A 19,832-nucleotide genomic window follows, 5' to 3' on the forward strand; every position below is an offset into this window, starting at 1 on the left:
ACGCGCGGCGCCGCCGGGCGGGCCGCGTTGCACGGCCCGCCCGGCGGCGGATCAGGATCCGCCGAACCAGTTGTAGCCCTGGTCGACCCAGTAGCCGCCCGGAAACGTGTTGGTCACGAAGATCTCGACGATGTGCTTCGGACTCTTGTAGCCGAGCTTGGTCGGCATCCGCAGCTTCATCGGGAAGCCGTACTCGGGCGGCAGCCGCTTGCCGTCGTAGTCGAAGGTCAGCAGCGTCTGCGGATGCAGCGCCGTCGGCATGTCGATGCTTTCGTAGTAGTCGTCCGCGCACTTGAAACCGACGTATTTCGCGCGTGTGTCCGCGCCGACGCGCCGCAGGAAATCGCCGAACGGCGTACCGCCCCAGCGGCCGATCGCGCTCCAGCCCTCGACGCAGATATGGCGCGTGATCTGCTCCTCGTGCGGCAGCGCGTACAGCTCGGGCAGCGTCCAGCTGCGCTGGCCGGTCACCCGTCCGGATACCGCCAGCCGGTAATCGTCGGCCGCCACCCGGGGCACGTCGTCGATCCCGTAGAACGCGTTGAACGGGAACGGCCGCGTGATGTCCGCCTCCGTATAGGTCGGCGCGAGCCGCTGCGGGCCGAACAGCCAGGCCTGCACGCGATCGTTCGCGCGCGACACCTGTTCGAGGAATGCGTTGACCGATGCGTCGTCCTGCAGCGAGCAGCCCGTCAGCATCGTGAGGCCGCCGAGCGTCAGGATGCGCTTGCCGAACAGCCTGCGCGACGGCATCGACAGTTCCTTGCGTACGTCGATCAGCAGCGCCTGCCGATCGAGCCGGTATCCGTCGTTTTCAGTTGGTTTCGTGTCGTTTTTAGACATGATGATCTCCTTCGCCTACCGGCCGCGCAGCATCGCGAGCAGCGAACGCGGCACCAGCAGCGCCATCGCGACATGCACGACGAAGAACGCGACGAGGAACGCCATCGCCCAGAAGTGCACGACGCGCGCGCGGTCGTAGCCGCCCAACAGCTCGCGCAGCAGCGGGAACTGCACCGACTTCCAGATCACGAGTCCCGACAGCACCAGCAGCACGAGATCGGCGATCGCCGCCACGTACGCGGCGCGCTGCACCGCGTTGTAGACGCTCAGGTCGTCGTGCGCCAGCTTGCCCTTCAGCGCATTCAGCGCGTCGCGCAGCACGCCCGCCGGGCTGAGCGGCAGGAACTTGCGGCGAAAGCGCCCGGTCGCGAAGCTCATGGTCAGATAGAACAGGCCGTTGAAGAACAGCAGCCACATCGCGGCGAAATGCCATTGCAGCGCGCCGCCCAGCCACCCGCCGAGCGTCAGGCCGCGCGGGATCTCGAAGCCCGGGTAGATCGGCGACGCGTCGTAGATGCGCCAGCCGGACAAAGCCATCGTGATCGCGGCGAGCGCGTTGAGCCAATGGCTGACCCGCACCCAGGCCGGATGTATCTTGCGGCCGGGCCGCGTGACGACCGGCCCGGTACCCGCGTGAGAAGCGCTCATGATCCGCACCTCCTTGATTGAGTTGAATCGGCGCGCGGCACGCCGCGCGCTCCGGGATTTATACGCCTTATCCGCACAGCGGCAGATCGACCGCCTGCAGCACGTCGCCTGCGCCGTCCTCGACGAACGCCGCGACGCCATAACGTCCGCCCGTCACGTGCTCGAGCGGCCATTCGCGCCGGATCTCGAACGTCCCGGCGCCGGACGGCGGCGCGTCGACGGGGCCGAGCCACTGCCGCACCACCCGCTCGTGGCGCAACGTCGCGCCACGGTTCTCGCCCGCCCGCACGTCCGACACGACGCCGTTCTCGTACAGCGCGAGATAGGTACCGAGCCGGCGGGGCGCACCCGCGCGCGGCGTCACGGCGAGCCGGACCGCGAGCCGGCCGCCCTGTTGCGCGACCGTCAGCGCGAGGTCGACGGTCGGCGGCTGGCCGCCGATCTCGCGCAGACGCCGCTCGAACGCATCCGGATCGCGCCAGTTGCGCAGTTCGCGGCCCGCGACCGCCACTTCCGGGGTGTAGATGAAACCGCCGCCGCTACGGGCCGCGAGCGCGTTCTGGCGCGCCGTGAAACGGGACTGCGCGAACCGGTCCCGCCAGCCGAGCCCGTCCCAGTCATCGACATGCAGCGCGAGCGGCACGATCCGCAGTGCCGCCGGGCTTGCGCCCAGGCGCGCGAGCCAGTCGTCGGCGGGCCGGCAGCTGCTGCAGCCTTCGCTCGTATACAGCTCGACGAGCGCCTGCCGGTAGGCGGGACTCGCGGCCGAACAGGCTGCGCCCGCTTGCGCGACGCACGCCGCCGCCAGCGCGGCAGCGCCCATGCCGAAACGGATCAGGTTGAACAGTGACATGCGAGCCTCGTCGTCCGGGGCGGGTCCGGGTACGCGGCAACCGGCGCGGCTTCCGGCCGACACAACCCGCCCGGGCGAAGCCGGGCGGACAGGCCGGACACCGCGTGACGCCGCGTCTGCCGCACCGCGCTCAATTCGACATCGGGCTCATCTTGTCGTCCTTCATCGGCTTTTTCATGCCGTCCTTCGACATGTGATCCTTCTTCATGCCGTCCTTCTTCATGCCCATCGAGTCCTTGGACATCGCGTCCTTCGACATCGCGTCCTTCGACATCGCATCCTTCGACATCGAATCCTTCGACATCGCATCGTTCTGCGCATACGCGCCGCCCGCGGCAAACGCGAAACCGACGAGGCACGCGGCGATCAGGGATTTTTTCATGGGATAACTCCATCGTTTTTGGTTGAGGAGCCGAATAGTCGGCCGCCGACACCGGATCTGACAGCCGCCCGCGAAAATTTTTGCGGGCCGGGCGTCGCGGCCGGCCACGCGTCGCCCTGACTACCATCATGGACCATGGCGGACGGGCCGCCCTCCTGGTGTACCCGACTCTCCCGGCGTGGGGTCGACTCGATCTGTCCCCGGTTGAAACCGGCGCCGTCCGGGTGTATCGTGTGCGCTTGCTAACGCGGGGGTCCTGCAATGCGTTCGGTCAAACAACCGGCGTGCGCGGGTGAGAAATACCCTTTGAACCTGATCTGGATAATGCCAGCGCAGGGAAGCGTCCGGGTTTCACCGCCGTTCTTCTGATGAAACCCGTCGCGTCGCGAGTCTCCTGCTTAGCCCCCACATTCGCTTTGCATGGGCCCCGAGCCAGCGCCACGGCGCCAGCCCGGTCCGAGAAACAGGAGATCGCATGAACGCCAATCCGAAGTTCCTTTCCGCCGACGCCCGCGTCGACGCCGCCGCCATCGCCCCGCTGCCGAATTCGCGCAAGGTCTACGTCACGGGCTCGCAGCCGGACATCCGCGTGCCGATGCGTGAAATCACGCAGGCCGACACGCCGACCGGCTTCGGCGGAGAAAAGAACCCGCCGATCTACGTTTACGACACCTCCGGCCCCTACACCGACCCCGACGCCCAGATCGACATCCGCTCGGGCCTGCCCGCGCTGCGCCAGCGCTGGATCGAATCGCGCGGCGACACCGAGACGCTCGGCGGCCTCACGAGCCAATACGGCCGCGAACGCGCGGCGGATGCCGCCACCGCGGAATTGCGCTTCCCGGGCCTGCACCGCCACCCGCGCCGCGCGCTGGCGGGCAAGAACGTCACGCAGATGCACTACGCGCGCCAGGGCATCATCACGCCCGAGATGGAGTACATCGCGATCCGCGAGAACCAGCGCCGCGCCGAGTACCTGGAAAGCCTGAAGGCGAGCGGTCCGAACGGCGCGAAGCTCGCCGCGATGATGGGCCGCCAGCATCCGGGCCAGGCATTCGGCGCCACCGCGTTCGGCGCGGACGCGCCGCACGAGATCACGCCGGAATTCGTGCGCGCGGAAATCGCGTGCGGCCGCGCGATCATTCCCGCGAACATCAACCACCCGGAATCGGAGCCGATGATCATCGGCCGCAACTTCCTCGTGAAGATCAACGCGAACATCGGCAATTCGGCCGTCACGTCGTCGATCGGCGAGGAAGTCGACAAGATGACGTGGGCGATCCGCTGGGGCGGCGACACGGTGATGGACCTGTCGACCGGCAAGCACATCCACGAAACGCGCGAATGGATCATCCGCAACAGCCCGGTGCCGATCGGCACGGTGCCGATCTACCAGGCGCTCGAGAAGGTCAACGGCAAGGCCGAGGATCTGACCTGGGAGATCTTCCGCGACACGCTGATCGAACAGGCCGAGCAAGGCGTCGACTACTTCACGATCCACGCGGGCGTGCGCCTGCAGTACGTCCCGCTGACCGCGAACCGGATGACGGGCATCGTGTCGCGCGGCGGCTCGATCATGGCGAAGTGGTGCCTCGCGCATCACAAGGAAAGCTTCCTGTACGAGCACTTCGAAGACATCTGCGAAATCATGAAGGCGTACGACGTGAGCTTCTCGCTCGGCGACGGCCTGCGCCCCGGCTCGATCTACGATGCGAACGACGAAGCGCAGCTCGGCGAGCTGAAGACGCTCGGCGAACTGACCCAGATCGCGTGGAAGCATGACGTGCAGGTGATGATCGAAGGCCCCGGCCACGTGCCGATGCAGTTGATCAAGGAAAACATGGATCTGCAGCTCGACTGGTGCAAGGAGGCGCCGTTCTACACGCTCGGGCCGCTCACGACCGACATCGCGCCGGGCTACGACCACATCACGTCGGGCATCGGCGCCGCGATGATCGGCTGGTTCGGCACCGCGATGCTGTGCTACGTGACGCCGAAGGAACACCTGGGGCTGCCGAACAAGGACGACGTGAAGGAAGGGATCATCACGTACAAGCTCGCCGCGCACGCCGCCGATCTGGCGAAGGGCCATCCGGGCGCGCAGGTGCGCGACAACGCGCTGTCGAAAGCGCGCTTCGAGTTCCGCTGGGAAGACCAGTTCAACATCGGCCTCGATCCGGACAAGGCGCGCGAATTCCACGACGAAACACTGCCGAAGGATTCCGCGAAGGTCGCGCACTTCTGCTCGATGTGCGGCCCGCACTTCTGCTCGATGAAGATCACGCAGGACGTCCGCGAGTTCGCCGCGCAGCAGGGCATGTCGGAAACCGACGCGCTGAAGAAAGGCATGGAAGTGAAGGCGGTGGAGTTCGTGAAGAGCGGCGCGGAAATCTACCGCCGCCAGTAACGCCGGACCGGTTGCGCCGCTGTCGACAAAGCCCGCCTCGCGCGGGCTTTGTCATGGCTGCGGCACGCCATGCCGCCGCGCCGCGAAGGGGTCGGATCGGGCGCGGCCCCAAGCGAAACAATTGATTACGATACCGACTAAAGACTAACAAGTCCTTACAGCAGAACGGGAGCCGGCCACGTAGATTTCAACGCATGGGCGCAGCGCCGACTGGCCGCGTCCGCCTCTCTTTCCATAAAGGACAGCATCATGAACTCGATTCGGCGTATTGGGGTATGCGCGGTGATCGTCGCTACCATGGCCAGCCTGTCGGCATGTGACAGCATGACCACCCGCCAGCGCAACACCGCGATCGGCGCGGGCATCGGCGGGGTCGCCGGCGCCGCGATCGGCGGCAACGCGCTGTCGACGATCGGCGGCGCCGCCGCCGGCGGTCTGATCGGCAACCAGGTCGGCAAGTAAGCCCCGCGCGGCGCGACGCCGCCCTCGGCGCCTGCCCGTGCACGGCGCGTCCCGCGAACGGCACGCGCCGTGTCGGCTTCCGGGCGCCGCCCGCGCGGCCGAAATGATCCGTTACTGTTTCACACAGCGTTTCATATGGGACCCGCCTAAGCTGGGAAGCATCGACGCTATCCCGCGCCCCTTGCAAGGGGAACCATCATGACCAAGACCTTTGCCGCAGCCGCCTTCGCGAGCCTCGCTCTCGCCGGGTGCTATTACCCGTACGGCTACTACCCGGCGGGGTACTACGCGGCCGCGCCCGTCCAGACCGAGCAGCCTCCTTATGTCGCCGCGGCGCCCGCCTACGTCGCGCCCGCCCCCGCCTACGTCGCGCCGGCCTATCCCGCTTATTACCCGGCGCCCGCCTACGCGCCCGCGTGGGGCGGCTGGTGGGGACCGTCCGTCTCGCTCAATTTCGGCTATCGCAGCGGTTGGGGAGGCTATCGCGGCTGGGGAGGCTATCGCGGCGGCTACTGGCGTCATCGCTGACGCGAACCGCGCCGGCCCATGCCTCGCGGCCTGCCCGACGGGTGGCCAGTCCGATTCTTGCTGTTTCATCGCAACCTGAAACGTTGCGCGATAGCGCGGTGTAAGATGCGTTCGCCTCCTCTCTCGACCGCACCGTCGCCGCTTCGATGAATCCCAAGAACACCGTCCTGCTGATCGTCCTCGCCGCGCTGTGGGGCGCGTCGTTCCTGTTCATCCGCGTGGGCGTCGCCGAGTTCGGCGTCGCGCCGCTGATGATGCTGCGCGTCGGAATCGGCGCGCTGTTCCTGATCGCGCTCGCGATGACCCGCTTCACGCCGCGCGAGCTGAGCGCGCACCTGCGCGGCCGCGCGGGCGCGCTGTTCGTCGTCGGCGCGCTCAACTCCGGCATTCCGTTCTGCCTGTTCGCCTTCGCCGAACTGACGCTGTCGGCCGGCGTGACGTCGGTCATCAACGCCACCACGCCGCTCTGGGGCGCGCTCGTCGCGTACCTGTGGCTGAAGGACAAGCTGTCGGTCGCGCGCACGATCGGCCTCGTGATCGGCTTCACGGGCGTGCTGATGCTCGTCTGGAACCAGGTGTTCTCGCCGCACGGCGCGGATCCCGCGTCGCCCGGCACGACCGCGCTCGCGGCCGCCGCGGCGCTCGGCGCGACCCTGCTGTACGGGATCGCCGCGAACTACACGAAGCGCAAGCTGAGCGGCGTCGATCCACTGATCAACGCGACCGGCAGCATGATCGGCTCGACCCTTCTGCTGACGCCGTTCGCACTGGCGACCTGGCCCGCCGCGCCGGTGTCGATCACGTCCTGGGGCGCGGTGCTGAGCCTCGGCGTCGCCTGCACCGGCGTTGCGTACTTCATCTACTTCTACCTGATCGCGCACGTCGGACCGGCGCGGGCGATCACCGTCACGTTCGTGATTCCGATCTTCGGGATCCTGTGGGGCGCGCTGTTCCTGCACGAACAGGTGTCGATCGCGATGCTGGAAGGCTGCGCGGTGATCCTGATCGGCACGGCGCTCGCGACCGGCGTGATCAAGCGTCTTCCGGGCATCGGGCCGCGTCCCGAGCAGTCTCGCTGACCGCCGGCGCGCCCGGCGCGCTAGGTTAAGCAATCTATGCAAAACGGCCGGCCGGGCGGACCGGCCGTTTTACATTGCCGCAAACGATTTCGCCCCGAGCCGGCGCCGATTCGTCAGACTTGAGTCTGGAGTTACCCTGATACGCGGTCGCCTCCGACTTTCGCTACACTCGACAGCATCCCACCTGCCGGAGGCAAACGTGACGCGCTCCGTTCTTCCCTCCGCCGCGCGTGCGCCCCGCCGCCGCGCCGCTTCATACTGACCCCATGTCGTCCCCCCGCCACCTCTCGCTCGACAGCCTGATGCCGCAGCTCGCGCGCGGCCCCGACGGCTGGTGCGCGCGCTATCGCGACGCCACGCTGTCGAGCGTGTTCCAGCCGGTGCTGTCGATCACGCACAAGCGGGTGGTCGGCTACGAGGCGCTGGTCCGCGCGGCCGACGCCGGAAGCCGGCCGGTATCGCCGGGCGAGCTGTTCGCGCGGGCCCACGCGCACGGCGAGGCGCTGCTCCTCGACCGGCTGACCCGCTGCATGCACACCGCCAATTTCGCCGCGCAGCACATCGAGGTGGGCTGGCTGTTCCTGAACATCCTGCCGCTGGTGCTCGACTCCGGCACCGCGCAACGCGAATTCATCGAGGCGCTGTGCGCGCACTTCAATCTGCCGCCGACGCGGATCGTGCTCGAGGTCGTCGAGCAGCCGTCGCGCGACGAGGCGGAACTGGCGCGCACGATCGACCTGATCCAGCATCGCGACTTCCTCGTCGCGATCGACGATTTCGGCACCGGGTTTTCGAACTTCGACCGCATCTGGCAGATGAAGCCCGACATCGTGAAGCTCGACCGCTCGATCGTCGAACGCGCGCTGAAGCCGGACGATTCGCACCGGATCATTCATCACCTCGTCACGATGCTGCACCAGTCCGGGACGATGGTGCTCGCCGAGGGCGTCGAGAGCGACGACGCGCTGCAGGTGTTGATGGAAGCCGATATCGATTTCGTGCAGGGTTTTCTGTTCGGCCGGCCCGACGCGTCGATCGCGCGCGGCTGCGCGGCCGCCCCCGCCCGCCTCGATGCCGCCTGGCAGCGCTTCGCCGCGCGCCGGCTCGAATGCGCCGACAGCGTGCAGCCGGGTTTCGACACGATCGAGCAGCTGGTGCTCGCGGCCGCGGCCGACTATGCGCGCCATCGCGATCTGCCGGGCGCCGCGCGGCATCTGCTCGCGACGCCGGGCGCACGGCGCGTGTTCGTCGCGGATGCGAGCGGCGAGCAGCACGAACCGTCGGTCACGTCGGCCGCGATCGCGGCCGACGCGGCAACGGGACGGCTCGCGCCGCTGTTTCCGGAAACCCATAGCAACTGGTCGCGCCGGCCGTATTTCCAGCGCGCGCTCGCGACGCCGGGACGCGTCGCGCTGATGGGACCGCACTTTTCGCTGACCGACGGCCGCGACTGCTACACGGCGGCGGTGGCCCTCCGGATCGCCGGCGATATCGTGGTGTTCTGCGCGGATTTCGCGCTCGACAGCGCGGGAACGGTCATGCGGTGAACGCGACCGACGCGCCCGCATGCGGCGGGCGCCGGCGACCGGCAGGATGATGCCGGTGGCGGCTCGCGAAAGCCGCCCGGCAATGCGAGGCTAGCTAGGTAGCGCTCTCGACCTGATCGGCCAGCAGCGTCAACGCACGCGCGACCTGGTGATCGAAGTAGTTCGACCGCTCCTTCTCATACGCGCGCAGCAACGCGGTGCATTCGCGCTCCGCCCATCGCCAGCGCGGCCCTTTCTTGATGAAGGCGGCATGATCCCGCAGTTCGGGCGGCACCGTATCCTCGTCCTCCCACACCCACAGGAAACCCTGCGTCGTGCGCGAGAACGGCATGCCCACCTCGCGCGCGACGACAGGGTCGTGCCGCATCGTGAAGTCGACGATCTCGGTCCTCGCGGCGCCGTCCGCCAGCGTGTGCTTCGCTTCGATCCAGCAGTGGTAGCGGGACAGCTGCGACAGGTGTTTCGCGTCGCGGCGCCGCTCGCGGGTCGAGCACAGCACATACAGCGCGCCGCCGCCGAAATCCATCACCTCGCCGCCCGCGAACGGCCGGTAAGGGACGTGCGTCAGCAGCGTCAGCACGCGGGCACCGACGATCGCGTAGTCGGCGCAGCGCATGTATCCGTCCTTCGTCGTCGATTCCGAGACGCTGCGATGCACGACCCCGTCGATCACATCGCGAAGCGGCAACGCCACGGGCGTCGCCAGAACCGGCTTGCCGTCTACCCTGTCCAATGTATCCACCTGCTCACCCGCATGAACCGCCATTCGTCCGTCATTGCCTCCGCGCCGCAAAACGAGGCGGAGCGCGACTTCAGCGACGCATTCTTGCTGACGCGAAACGAAATGAACGTGGCGATTCGTCTAGATCCGTAGCGGATTTGTCAGTTGGCGGACGGCATTTCGCATCCGATTCGTCAGGAATGAGCCGGCGGGCAATGCGCCGCCCTTCAGGCGGCGCATCTCGGCTCGGCGCGACGCCGGCCGCGGTCGGCCGTTTCGAACGCGCGGGACCGGTCGGCGCAGAGAGCGGTCGGCGAACGCACCGATGCGCGCGCACGCGGCGGCACGCGTGATGAATTCGTTCTGCTACGGGATTTTCGGAGCGGAAAGAGCCTGACGTCCCCCCGTTGCGGCGAAACCCGCCGAACGAGGCCGCTCAAGCATCGCGCCCGCCGTCGCGTGACGGGTGTCCCGTCAGCGCGTCGTGCGCCCCGGGCCGTGTGGACGCCCCGCCCGGCCCGGGCCGGATGAAACCGGCGGCGGCGCGCGCATCCGCGCGCGTGCATCGGCGACGCCGCGCCCTTCACATTACTCGACAATCTTCCCGCGCCCCGCCTTCACCGTCCCCCGCCGGCTCTTCGCATCGAGGCGGCGCTCCTTCGACGCGCGCGTCGGCCGGGTCGCCACGCGCTTGCGCGGCGTCACGCTGACGCTGCGGATCAGCGCGTCGAGCCGCGCCAGCGCGGCCTCCCGGTTCTTCTCCTGGGTCCGATGCTCCTGGGACTTCAGCACCACCACGCCGTCGCGCGTGATCCGCTGGTCGGACAGCTCGAGCAGGCGCGCCTTCAGCACCTCGGGCAGCGACGATGCGCGGATGTCGAAACGCAGATGAATCGCGCTCGACACCTTGTTCACGTTCTGCCCGCCCGCGCCCTGCGCGCGCACCGCCGACAGTTCGACGTCCTCGGGCACGAGCGTATAGCGAATCATCATTCGGCACGCTCCACCGTCTCGGCCGGCTCGCGCAGCGCTTCGGCGATCCGCGCGGCCAGCCCGGAATCGCGCTGGGTGCGCGTCGCGATCGCCTGGGCGAGCACGGCGCGCGGTCCGATCACCTGCACGCGCGAACGCGCGCGCGTCACGGCCGTGTAGATCAGCTCGCGCGACAGCACGCGGCTGAACGACGCCGGCAGAATCAACGCCGCCTCGTCGAACTCCGAGCCCTGCGACTTGTGCACCGTCAACGCGAATGCGGTGTCGTGCGGCGGCAGCGCGGCGGGCGACACCGCGCGCGCCTGCCCGTCCGCGCCGCGGAACCACACGCGCAGCGCGCCGTTCGCATCGGGCAGCGCGATGCCGATGTCGCCGTTGAACAGGCCGAGCGCATAGTCGTTGCGGGTCACCATCACCGGCCGGCCGGCGAACCAGTGCGCGCCGACCGCGAGCGGCACGCGCACCGCGCGGCGCACCTGAGCCGCGACGAGCGTATTGACCTGATCCGCGCCGCGCGCGCCGGCACGGGTCGCGCACAGGATCCGGAAACGGTTCAGCGCGTCGAACAGCGGCAGCGGGTCGGGCGCCGGCGCGGCGAGCGCCTCGCGCAGCGCATCGCCGTAGGCGGCAAAGCCGCGCGCGAGGCCGTCGAGCGTCGCGGCCGACAACGCATCGCCGCCGTCGTCCTGAAAACGGGCCGCGGCGTCGGCGTCGGTCGACAGCGCATCGAGCGCGTCGCTCGCGGCGCCCGCGCGGATCGCGAGCGACAGGCGGCCGATCGGCGAATCGAGTCCGAAGCGGTAGTTGCGTTCGAGCCAGACCACGCAGTCGGTCAGCGGCGCGAGCGCATCGCCGCCGCTCCCCGTCGGCACGGCCCGGTTCGCCGCGCCGGCCTCCCGCGCCGAAGCCAGCGCCCCCGCGAGCGCCGCATCGCTCGCCGCGAAGCGCGCATCGTCCAGCCAGTCCAGCTCGCCCGCGTCGATCCAGGCTTCGGCCAGCGTCTCGAGATCGGGCGGCGGCGATGGCGGGGCGATACGCGCATCGTCGCGCTCCGCGTCGGCCGTGTCGTCGAAGTCGAACAGCGAGCCCTGCGCGTCGTTGCCGCGCGCCGCGCGGCGGCCGCGCGGGGACGGCGATGGCGACGGAGACGACGCCGGCAGGATCGGCGCCGGAACGGGCGAGCGGCCCGCTTCCGCCGGCAGCGCCGCCACGAAAGCCGCGACCTCGATCCCGAGCGCCGCCGCGACGGTCGCGCGCCCCGCCGGGCTGAATACCGGACGCGCGCTCAGTTCCGCGAACACCGCTCCGGCCTCGACCGCCGCGAGCTGATCCTTGTCGCCCAGCAGCACGAGGCGCGCGCCCGGCGCGAGCGCGTCGAGCAGGTGCGCGGCGAGCGCGACGTCGATCATCGACGCTTCGTCGACCACCACCAGATCGCAGGGCAGCGGATTGTCGCGGTGATGCCGGAAGCGTCCGCCCGAGCCGCCGCCCAGCAGCCGGTGCAGCGTGTAGGACGTGCGCGGCAGTCGCGCGGCCAGCTCGGGCGGCAGATCGCCGGCGCGCGCGTGCAGCGCCTCCTGCATCCGCTGCGCGGCCTTGCCGGTCGGCGCGGCGAGCGCGATCCGCAAGCCGGGATCGGTGTCGAGCAGACACGCGATCACGCCGACCACCGTCGTCGTCTTGCCGGTACCCGGACCGCCGCTGACGATCGTCACGCGGCCCGTCAGCGCCGCGATCGCGGCCACCCGCTGCCAGTCGACCTCGCCCGCCGGCGCCGGCCCGAAGTAGCGCGCGAGCCGTTCGCGCAGCACGTCGGGCGAGACGTCGCCGGCCCGGACGCCGGCCCGCGTCTGTTCGACCAGCGCGCGCGCCAGGCGCGCTTCGTAATCGAAATAGCGCGCGAGGTACAGGCGGTCGTCGCGGTCGACGACCAGCGGCCGCTCGGCGCCGCGCGTATTCCGGTCGAACCCCGTCACGCCGCTGTCGGCCAGCGCCTGCCGGACTTCGGCGAGCGGTTCGTCGTAGCGCTGCGCGAGCGCGCCGAGCGACACGCACACGTGCCCCGCCGCCGTCGCCCGGCTCGCCGCGAACGCGGCACGCGCCGCCCAGCGCGCGGCGGCGGGCGGCGCGCCCACCCGCCGCGACAGCGAGCCGATCCGCCGCGCGAAACCCTCGGCGAGCGCGAGACCGAAATCGGCCGGCTCGGGCAGCCGCGCGGCCAGCCCGCCCGTAAACGCGAACGGTTCGTGCGCCGCGCTCATGCCGCCTCCTCGCGCATCAGCGCATCGAGCGCGTCGACCAGCTCGCGCGCCGGCCGCTTCGCATGCACGCCGGCGGGCAGCCCGCCGCTGCGCCAGTCCGGCCGCACGCCGCGAATGAACAGATACAGATAGCCGGCCATATGCGTGTCGTAGTCGTAGCCCGGCACGCGCACCCGCAGATAGCGATGCAGCGCCAGCGTATAGAGCAGCGCCTGCAGGTGGTACGCATGCTCCGTCATCGCGGCGTCGAGCGCGCGCGGTCCGTAGGCGTCAGCGCTCGCGCCGAGATGATTGGACTTCCAGTCGACGATCCAGAAGCGGCCGTCGTGTTCGACGATCATGTCGATGAATCCCTTCACGAATCCGGCGAGCGTTCCCGCCTCGAGGGCGACATCCGGGTAGCCGTGCGCCGCGAGCAGGCGGCGCAACGCATTGAAATCGAGCGCGGGCGCGGGAAACAGGAACTCCATTTCGTTCAGCCGCCGCGCCGGGTCGAGCGCCGCCAGCCGCATCCCGGGCACCAGTTCGGTCGCGACGACGTCCGCGACGAGCGTGGTCATCATCGCGGGCAGGCGTTCGGCCAGTTCGAGCGGCGTCTCGACCGGCCGCTCGTGCAGCGCGCGCAGCGCGGCCGCGGGCCAGGTCGCCGGCGCGGCGAAGTCGCTCAGTTCGAACAGCCGGTGCAGGCATTCGCCTGCCGCCGCGCCGCGCGGAAACGCGAGGATGTCGTCGTCCGCGAGCACCGGCACCGGGGCGGCCGGCGGCGGCGCGCTGCCCGCGCCCGCGGCGGCCAGCGCATCGTGATCGGGGCGCAGCGCCTCGTCGGGCAGCGGCGCGACGCCCGCTTCATCGCGCGCCAGCGCCGCCGTCAGCGAACTGAAGCTGGCGATCCGCCACGCATCGCGCAAGCCGCGCGCCGCGCGCCGTGCGCCACGCAGGCGGTCGGCATCGTGGCCGACTTCGAGCGGGTCGCGCCGCGCGGGCACGGGCAGCGCGCCGAGCGTCACCGGCCCGTTCGAGAGCGCCCGCCAGCGGTCGGCCAGCGCCGCTTCGTCGGGCGGCTCCTTCAGCCAGTCGTCGAAGCCGTGCCCGGCGCCCGCGACCAGCCAGTTCAGCACGCTGCGCCGGGACTCCCGGGTCGAGCGCGACGACAGATACGTGCCCGCCACCAGATAGCAGCGGTACACGGCCCGCGTCAGCGCGACATAGACGAGCCGCGCGCGCTCCGCCGCCTGCTCGCGCATCGCGTGCCGGGCCGCGCGTTCGGCGGCCTCGTCGTCGCAACCGTAGTGCAGCACGGCGTCGCCCGCGTCGTCGTGATATTCGCGCGCATCGGGCAGCCCGGACGCGGGCGGCTCGCGCAGCGCGCCGTCGTTCAGGAACGGGCAGAACACGATCGCGTATTCGAGCCCCTTCGATTTGTGCACGGTGACGATCTGCACCAGGTTGCGATCCGATTCGAGCCGCAGCTGCGCATCCTCGCCGCCGCCTTCGTTGCGCTGCGCGGCGAGCCAGCGCAGCGTCGGCGCGATGCCCGGCTGCGCCGACGCGCGCGCCTGGGTCAGTTCCGCGAGATGATTGACGTCGGTCACGCGCCGCTCGCCGTCCTGGCCGGCCATCAGACGCTCCGCGATCCGCAGCTCGCGCGCGAAGGTGCGCCACATCACGGCGAAACCGCGCTCGCGCCACAGCAGCCGGTAGCGCGAGAAGCGCTCGACCCAGCCCATCGCATCGGCCGCGGCCTCGACCGACGGCGTGCCGCCGCGCGCATCGTGCGCGACGTCCTCGCCCTGTTCGAGCCGCCACAGCGCGGCCGCGTCGAGGCCGAACCAGTCGGCGGCCAGCGCCGAGCGCAGCCGGCGCAGATCGCCGGGCGCATCGATCGCGGCCAGCACGCGCTCGAGCTGCTCCGCGTCGGCGGTCGCGAACACCGACGCCTGCGCGAGTTCCACGCTGCCGATCCCCCATGCGGCCAGCACGCGCTTCACGACGCTGCCCTGCCGGTGGGTCTGCACGAGCACCGCGATGTCGCCGGGCGACAGCGGCATGTCGCCGAGCCGCACCGCCCCCTCGCGCGCGCCGCGCATCAGGCGCGCGATTTCCGCCGCGCACGCCTGCGCGGCCTGCCATTGCGCGTCGCGCTTGGTCAGCGCGAGGTCGCCCGCCGGCAGCATCCACACGCGAAAATCGCCCGCGCCTTGCTGCGGATCGGTCGCGTCGCGGAGCGGCGGCCGTGCGCGCGTGCCCGCCCGCACCGGCTGATAGTCGAGGCCGTCGAGCACGAACGCGCGGGGATTCGCGCCGAATACCCGGTTGCACGCCTCGACGAGCGGCGGCGTCGAGCGCTGGTTGACGGCCAGCGTGTAGCGCGCCGACGCCTTGTCGCGCGCCGCGAGGTAGGTATGCAGATCGGCCGCGCGGAAACTGTAGATCGCCTGCTTCGGATCGCCGACCAGGAACAGCGGCCCGGCGGGCGCGAAGATCCGGTCGAAGATCGCGAACTGCAGCGGGTCGGTGTCCTGGAATTCGTCGATCAGCGCCGCCGGATAGCGCGCGCGCAGCGTCTCGGCGAGCCACGGATGGGTGTGCAGCGCGCGGTACAGGTTGGCCAGCAGATCGTCGAACGAAACGACCCGGCGGGTGCGCTTCCTCTCGGCGAGCGCGGCGGGCGCGACGTCCAGCCACTGCGCGAGCAGCCCGAGCCAGCGCGCGCGCTGCGCGGCTTCGGCCGCCGCCACCGCCGCCTCCAGCGCGCCGGCGAGATCGAAGAACGCATGGCGCGGGGTCGCGCCGCCTTTCTTCGTCGCTTTCTCGAGCGCCGCCTGCGTGAGCTTGAGCGCCGGACGCGGCAGGCTCGCCACCGCATCGGCGCGCGAGAAATAGCCGGCCCACGCGTCCAGCGCCTCTGCGATCGCTTCGGGCTTGTGCGAGCGCTGGTTCAGCGACGGCTGCGCGGCGCCGAGCAGCGCGTCGATCTCGCCGCGCTGCGCGCGCCACAGCGCCATCGCCGTATCGAAATGCGCGTGCGCGGCCGTTTCGGCCTCTCCGTCGGACGGCTGCAGGCCGTCCCAGCGCAGCACCGCGAGCGGCTTCTTCAGCCGCCGCGCCAATTGCGCGTCAAGTGCGGCCGGCCCCGCGCCGCGTTCGACCAGCCACGCGGCGAAACCGGGATGCGCGGCCGCCACCGGCTCGACACGGGTGCGCCAGAAATCGGCGGCCAATTCGAAACGCAGCGCCGCGTCGTCGGCTTCCATCTCGAACGCGAACGGCATCGCCGCCGCGAACGGCGCTTCCTGCAGCGCCCGCTGGCAGAACGCGTGAATCGTGTGGATCGCCGCCTGGTCGAATGCGCGCAACGCGCGCCGCACGCGCTTCGCGGCGGTGTCGGCGTCGAGGCCTCGCTCGGGCGACAGCGTCGTGTCGAACAGCTGGCCGACGAACGGATCGCCGCCGTCCTCGCCCGTCTCGAGCGCGTGCGCGAGCTGCGCGAGCCGGCCGCGAATCCGCTCGTGCAGCTCGGCGGTCGCGGCTTTCGTGAACGTGACCACCAGGATCTGGTCGGCGCTGAAATCCTTCTCGAGCAGCAGGCGCACGTAGAGCGCGCAGATGTTCCAGGTCTTGCCGGTGCCCGCCGACGCTTCGATCTGGTTCACGCCGTCGAGCGCGCACGCGAACACGTCCAGTTCGCCCGCGGCGGCCGCCGGTGCCGCGCGGCTCACGACGCCCTCCGCAGGTGTTCGACGAGCGGATCGAAGACGAGGTGCGCAAGCGCGCCGAACGGTTCGTCAAGCGACGGATTCGCGCCGCGCCACGCGATCGCCAGCGCCGCGTCGTCCGCCTCGCTCGCGACGCGGTCGTTGATCCACACGCTCGCAGCCTTCGCCTCGCTTTCCGACACCAGCGCCCACGCGCTTTTCGGGAAGAAGCGCAGCGGCATCCGCCGCCCCGCGCGGAACAGCGCGGCGAGCGGCGCAAGCTGCTCGACGGGCGCCGCCACCGGCGCGAATTCGAACGTGTCGCCGCTGCCGAACCACAGCGTGCGGCGCGGCCCGTCGGGCAACACCGCGCAATAGACCAGATGCGCGAGCCACGCGGACAGGTAGTCGCGCGCGCCGGGCCGCGCATAGCGGTAGATCACCTGGCCGGCCGCGGTCAGCCGGTTCAGCGTGCCGTGCAGATGCAGCGGCGCGTGCGCGGCGTCGCGCGCCAGCTCGGCGTCGTGCGCGCCGAACCAGGCGGCGTCGCCCTCGGGCCAGCGCGGCGCGATGTCGAGCCCGAACGGCACGCGCGTCGCGCCGTCGGCCAGCGCGCCGCGCACGTTGCCCGCCAGTCGGGCGAGCGCGCCGAGTTCCTGGTCGCGCCATACCGCGCCCGTCGCGCCGCCGGGCAGCTCCGGGCTCGCGTCGGCGACCCGCAACGCATGATCGAACGCGGCCGCGTCGGCCGTCTCGATCAGCAGCGGCAGCACGCGTTCCGCGAGCGCGTCGCTGCCCGCGTAATCGAGCGCGAACGGCTCGGTATCGAGCAGCTCGGCCTGCACGTCGGCCAGCACGATGCCCAGCCGCTCGCGCAGCAGCGCGCGCGCCGGATGGCGCCAGAAGCGCTCGAAATCGGTGAACGCCACGGGCTCCGCCGGCTCGGGCGGCAGCGGCGCGGCGAAGAACGGCCGCGCGGCCGGCGCGGTGCCGCGCGCGAGCAGCGCGGCCAACGCCGCGCGATCGGTGTCGTAGCTGAACAAGCCGCGCTCCGCCGAGAAGTAGTCGGCCGAGAACGGCTGCAGCGGGTGCTCGGTGACGAATCCGCGCCGCGCGGCGTCGACGTCGGCGGGCGACGCGTCGGCGCCGGCGGAGATCTGCGCCAGATAGTCGAGCAGTTCGTCGACCAGCGCGGCCGGCGGCAGCGGCGCGTTGTCGCGGATGCTGCGCCCCGTGTAGGCGATCAGCAGCCGGTCGCGCGCGGCGAGCAGCAGGTCGAGGAACAGGTTGCGCTCGTCGTCGCGGCGCTGCCGGTCGCCGAGTTTCGCGAACACCGCCATCAAGTCGAATTCGTCGGCACGCGCGAGGCTCGGCAGTACGCCGTCGTCCATCCCGAGCAGGCAGACGACGCGATACGGCAGTCCGCGCAAGCTCGTCAGCGATGAGAACGTCACGCCGCCCCACGGCACCCCGCCGCGCGCCGGATCGTCGAGCGCGGCGGCGAACCCGGCGCGCACGACGGCGGCCGGCATCGGCAGCCCGCCCGCGCCCTCCTCCATCGACGCCAGCATCGCGTCGAGCACGTCGCGCACGCCCGCCAGCGCATCGGCGAACACCGGCCCCGAATCGAAGAAGCGCGCGAGCGCATCGGCGAACAGGTCGCTCCAGCCTTGCGGCGTCAGGCTGTCGGCCAGACGCCGCGCGAAGCCGTCGAGATCGTCGGTGAAGCGCGCGAGACGGCCGAGCAGCTCGGCCTGGCTGCCCTGCGCGCCTTCGACGGGCAGCCACGCATCGACGGGCGCCGCGCCGTCGGGCATCGCATAGCCGAGAAAGAGCCGCGTCAACGCGTCGGCGAAGGTGTGACGCGGCACGGGCACCGCGTCGTCGCCGGACGGCTCGGCGGCCAGCCCGCGCCGCGCGCCGGCGGCGGCCAGCCAGGTCTGCACGGTCTCCAGCGCGGCCGCGTCGATGCCGTAGCGCGCGGCCACCGCGTCGACCCGCAGCCATTCGATCAGCTCCGGCGCGCCGACGTTGCGCTCGGGCAGCGCGAGCCAGTCGAGCAGCACGCGCGCGACCGGGTTCGCCTGCGACGGCGGCAGGCCGGTGATCCGGTACGGGATGCGGCGCGCATCGAGCGGCGCGGACGTACCGAACACCGCGTCGATCAGCGGCCCCGCGGCCGCCAGGTCCGACACGGCGACGAGCACGTCGGACGGTCCGAGACTCGGGTCCTCGTCGAACCACGCGAGCAGCCGGTCGTGCAGCACCTCGAGCTGGCGCGCGAGGCTGTGGCACACGTGCACCTCGATGCCGGGCTCGGCGGGCGGATCGCCCAGCTCCGCTTCCGGCTGCAGCGCGAGGATCGCGTTCTGGATCCGCGCAAGCCAGCTCGGCGCCGGATTCTCCGTATACAGCGCGGCGTCGCCCGCCGCCGCGTTTTCCGTCAGCTCGTGCAGCATGTGCAGCTGCGCCTGCGTCTGCCGCCCCCATTCGGCCAGCAACGGATGGCCGACCTCCTGATAGTCGAGCTGGTCCGCCGCGTCGAGCGATTCGGCGCGCGCGGCGGTGACGATGTCGAACCAGAATTCGCGGCACGGATTGAGCGCGTAGATCCGCACGTCGATCCAGCGCGACAGCTCGCGCAGCAGCGCGACGTGCAGCGGCGGCATGGTGGGCAGCGCGAACACGCTGACGACGTCGGGCCACCTCGCGCGCCCGATCGCGTCGGCGTCGAGCGTGCCGGCCTCGCTCAGGAAGCGGTGCGCCGGCGGCGTGCCGCTGTCGCTCAATTCCGCGAGCAGCGCGCGCCACAGCGCGGCCTGCCAGCGCTCGTCGTCGCGCGCGGCGTCGGCGCCCTGCCGGGGCGGCCCCTCCCGCTCGAAGATCGAGCCGCCGTCCTGCCATTGCGCAAGCCACTCGGGGCGATAGGTCAGGTAGTGATCGAAAACCGCCGCGATCCGGTGCGCCAGCTCATGGCGCATCGGCGCGTCGGCGGCGGCCAGATAGGCCGACAGGCGCGGCGACGCGCGCCACGGCGCCGCATCGCCCGCCTCCGACAGCAGCCGGTAGCAGCGCCAGACCAGCCGGTCGGGCGCGTACGGCGAACGCGGCGGCACGGTCAGCACCTCGCCGATCTGCGCCCACAGCCACTGGGCGAGATAGGTGAACTGCACGTTCGCGCAGACGCCGTGGCGCTCCGCGATATCGAGTTCGAGCCGGCGGCGCAGCGCGGCGCTCGGCACGATCACCTGCTGCGCGGCCCAGGGCCCGGCACGGGCGGGCAGCGCGGCAAGATCCTCGAGCAGCGCGGCGGCCAGCGTCTCGTGACGGTTCGAATAGAAAAGATGGAGCATGAAACCTGGGCGAAAGGCTCGCGCGGGCACGCCCGGCGCATCGAAGCGCCAAGCATAGCA

At 70.8% G+C, this 19,832-nt stretch carries 13 protein-coding genes, 1 pseudogene and 1 riboswitch; of the genes and pseudogenes, 5 read left to right on the forward strand and 9 right to left on the reverse strand.

Annotation, left to right across the window (positions count from 1 at the left end):
* Positions 1 to 51: 51 nt before the first annotated feature.
* From RZR99_RS23390 to RZR99_RS23405, 4 genes and pseudogenes are all read right to left on the reverse strand, one after another.
* Positions 52 to 843, reverse strand: a complete 792-nt coding sequence (locus tag RZR99_RS23390) for a molybdopterin-dependent oxidoreductase (RefSeq protein ID WP_323122156.1) — start codon at positions 841 to 843, stop codon at positions 52 to 54.
* Positions 844 to 858: 15 nt separating this feature from the next.
* Positions 859 to 1,485, reverse strand: a pseudogene (locus tag RZR99_RS23395) (cytochrome b/b6 domain-containing protein); the annotation flags it as partial.
* Between the two features lie 73 nt (positions 1,486 to 1,558).
* Complete coding sequence (locus RZR99_RS23400) at positions 1,559 to 2,344, reverse strand: DUF1223 domain-containing protein (protein ID WP_323122157.1); 786 nt, start codon at positions 2,342 to 2,344, stop codon at positions 1,559 to 1,561.
* 130 nt (positions 2,345 to 2,474) lie between these two features.
* The gene (locus RZR99_RS23405) at positions 2,475 to 2,726 is read right to left on the reverse strand and encodes a pentapeptide MXKDX repeat protein (RefSeq protein WP_323122158.1); all 252 of its coding nucleotides are present in this window, start codon (positions 2,724 to 2,726) and stop codon (positions 2,475 to 2,477) included.
* Between the two features lie 239 nt (positions 2,727 to 2,965).
* Positions 2,966 to 3,083, forward strand: a riboswitch (TPP riboswitch).
* A gap of 118 nt (positions 3,084 to 3,201) precedes the next feature.
* On the opposite strand from RZR99_RS23405, the gene thiC reads away from it, so the two are divergent.
* The 5 genes from thiC to RZR99_RS23430 all read left to right on the forward strand — a co-directional run bounded on the left by thiC (position 3,202) and on the right by RZR99_RS23430 (position 8,749).
* A complete protein-coding gene (gene thiC, locus RZR99_RS23410) occupies positions 3,202 to 5,133 on the forward strand; it encodes a phosphomethylpyrimidine synthase ThiC (RefSeq protein WP_323122159.1) in 1,932 nt (643 codons plus the stop codon).
* A gap of 249 nt (positions 5,134 to 5,382) precedes the next feature.
* Complete coding sequence (locus RZR99_RS23415; RefSeq protein WP_323122160.1) at positions 5,383 to 5,595, forward strand: glycine zipper 2TM domain-containing protein; 213 nt, start codon at positions 5,383 to 5,385, stop codon at positions 5,593 to 5,595.
* Positions 5,596 to 5,793: 198 nt separating this feature from the next.
* Complete coding sequence (locus RZR99_RS23420) at positions 5,794 to 6,123, forward strand: hypothetical protein (RefSeq protein ID WP_323122161.1); 330 nt, start codon at positions 5,794 to 5,796, stop codon at positions 6,121 to 6,123.
* A 146-nt stretch (positions 6,124 to 6,269) separates the two neighbouring features.
* Entirely contained in the window at positions 6,270 to 7,202 is a 933-nt protein-coding gene (locus RZR99_RS23425) for a DMT family transporter (protein WP_323122162.1), read from the forward strand.
* Between the two features lie 266 nt (positions 7,203 to 7,468).
* Complete coding sequence (locus tag RZR99_RS23430; protein WP_323122163.1) at positions 7,469 to 8,749, forward strand: sensor domain-containing phosphodiesterase; 1,281 nt, start codon at positions 7,469 to 7,471, stop codon at positions 8,747 to 8,749.
* 94 nt (positions 8,750 to 8,843) lie between these two features.
* On the opposite strand, the gene RZR99_RS23435 is transcribed toward RZR99_RS23430, so the two are convergent.
* The 5 genes from RZR99_RS23435 to recC all read right to left on the reverse strand — a co-directional run bounded on the left by RZR99_RS23435 (position 8,844) and on the right by recC (position 19,772).
* Positions 8,844 to 9,482, reverse strand: coding sequence for a hypothetical protein (locus RZR99_RS23435; RefSeq protein WP_323122164.1), 639 nt, complete (start codon positions 9,480 to 9,482; stop codon positions 8,844 to 8,846).
* Between the two features lie 576 nt (positions 9,483 to 10,058).
* Entirely contained in the window at positions 10,059 to 10,463 is a 405-nt protein-coding gene (gene arfB / locus RZR99_RS23440) for an alternative ribosome rescue aminoacyl-tRNA hydrolase ArfB (RefSeq protein ID WP_323122165.1), read from the reverse strand.
* Positions 10,460 to 12,724: an AAA family ATPase gene (locus RZR99_RS23445; protein ID WP_323122166.1), complete on the reverse strand. Its 2,265-nt coding sequence runs from the start codon at positions 12,722 to 12,724 to the stop codon at positions 10,460 to 10,462. Before RZR99_RS23445 ends, arfB begins: the two co-directional genes overlap by 4 nt.
* Positions 12,721 to 16,443, reverse strand: coding sequence for an exodeoxyribonuclease V subunit beta (gene recB, locus RZR99_RS23450; RefSeq protein WP_323122167.1), 3,723 nt, complete (start codon positions 16,441 to 16,443; stop codon positions 12,721 to 12,723). Before recB ends, RZR99_RS23445 begins: the two co-directional genes overlap by 4 nt.
* Positions 16,440 to 19,772, reverse strand: a complete 3,333-nt coding sequence (recC, locus tag RZR99_RS23455; RefSeq protein ID WP_323122168.1) for an exodeoxyribonuclease V subunit gamma — start codon at positions 19,770 to 19,772, stop codon at positions 16,440 to 16,442. The genes recB and recC overlap by 4 nt, the downstream gene beginning before the upstream one ends.
* Positions 19,773 to 19,832: the final 60 nt, after the last annotated feature.

The organism is Burkholderia alba, from assembly GCF_034721475.1.
In the GTDB taxonomy this organism is placed as follows: Bacteria; Pseudomonadota; Gammaproteobacteria; order Burkholderiales; family Burkholderiaceae; genus Burkholderia; species Burkholderia alba.

Bases quoted from the DNA above. Each gene is read 5' to 3' on its own strand.
- RZR99_RS23405 (WP_323122158.1), bottom strand. From the start codon at position 2,726: ATGAAAAAATCCCTGATCGCCGCGTGCCTCGTCGGTTTCGCGTTTGCC.
- RZR99_RS23445 (WP_323122166.1), bottom strand. From the start codon at position 12,724: ATGAGCGCGGCGCACGAACCGTTCGCGTTTACGGGCGGGCTGGCCGCG.
- thiC (WP_323122159.1), top strand. From the start codon at position 3,202: ATGAACGCCAATCCGAAGTTCCTTTCCGCCGACGCCCGCGTCGACGCC.
- RZR99_RS23400 (WP_323122157.1), bottom strand. From the start codon at position 2,344: ATGTCACTGTTCAACCTGATCCGTTTCGGCATGGGCGCTGCCGCGCTG.
- RZR99_RS23420 (WP_323122161.1), top strand. From the start codon at position 5,794: ATGACCAAGACCTTTGCCGCAGCCGCCTTCGCGAGCCTCGCTCTCGCC.
- RZR99_RS23415 (WP_323122160.1), top strand. From the start codon at position 5,383: ATGAACTCGATTCGGCGTATTGGGGTATGCGCGGTGATCGTCGCTACC.
- RZR99_RS23390 (WP_323122156.1), bottom strand. From the start codon at position 843: ATGTCTAAAAACGACACGAAACCAACTGAAAACGACGGATACCGGCTC.
- arfB (WP_323122165.1), bottom strand. From the start codon at position 10,463: ATGATGATTCGCTATACGCTCGTGCCCGAGGACGTCGAACTGTCGGCG.
- recC (WP_323122168.1), bottom strand. From the start codon at position 19,772: ATGCTCCATCTTTTCTATTCGAACCGTCACGAGACGCTGGCCGCCGCG.
- RZR99_RS23425 (WP_323122162.1), top strand. From the start codon at position 6,270: ATGAATCCCAAGAACACCGTCCTGCTGATCGTCCTCGCCGCGCTGTGG.
- RZR99_RS23430 (WP_323122163.1), top strand. From the start codon at position 7,469: ATGTCGTCCCCCCGCCACCTCTCGCTCGACAGCCTGATGCCGCAGCTC.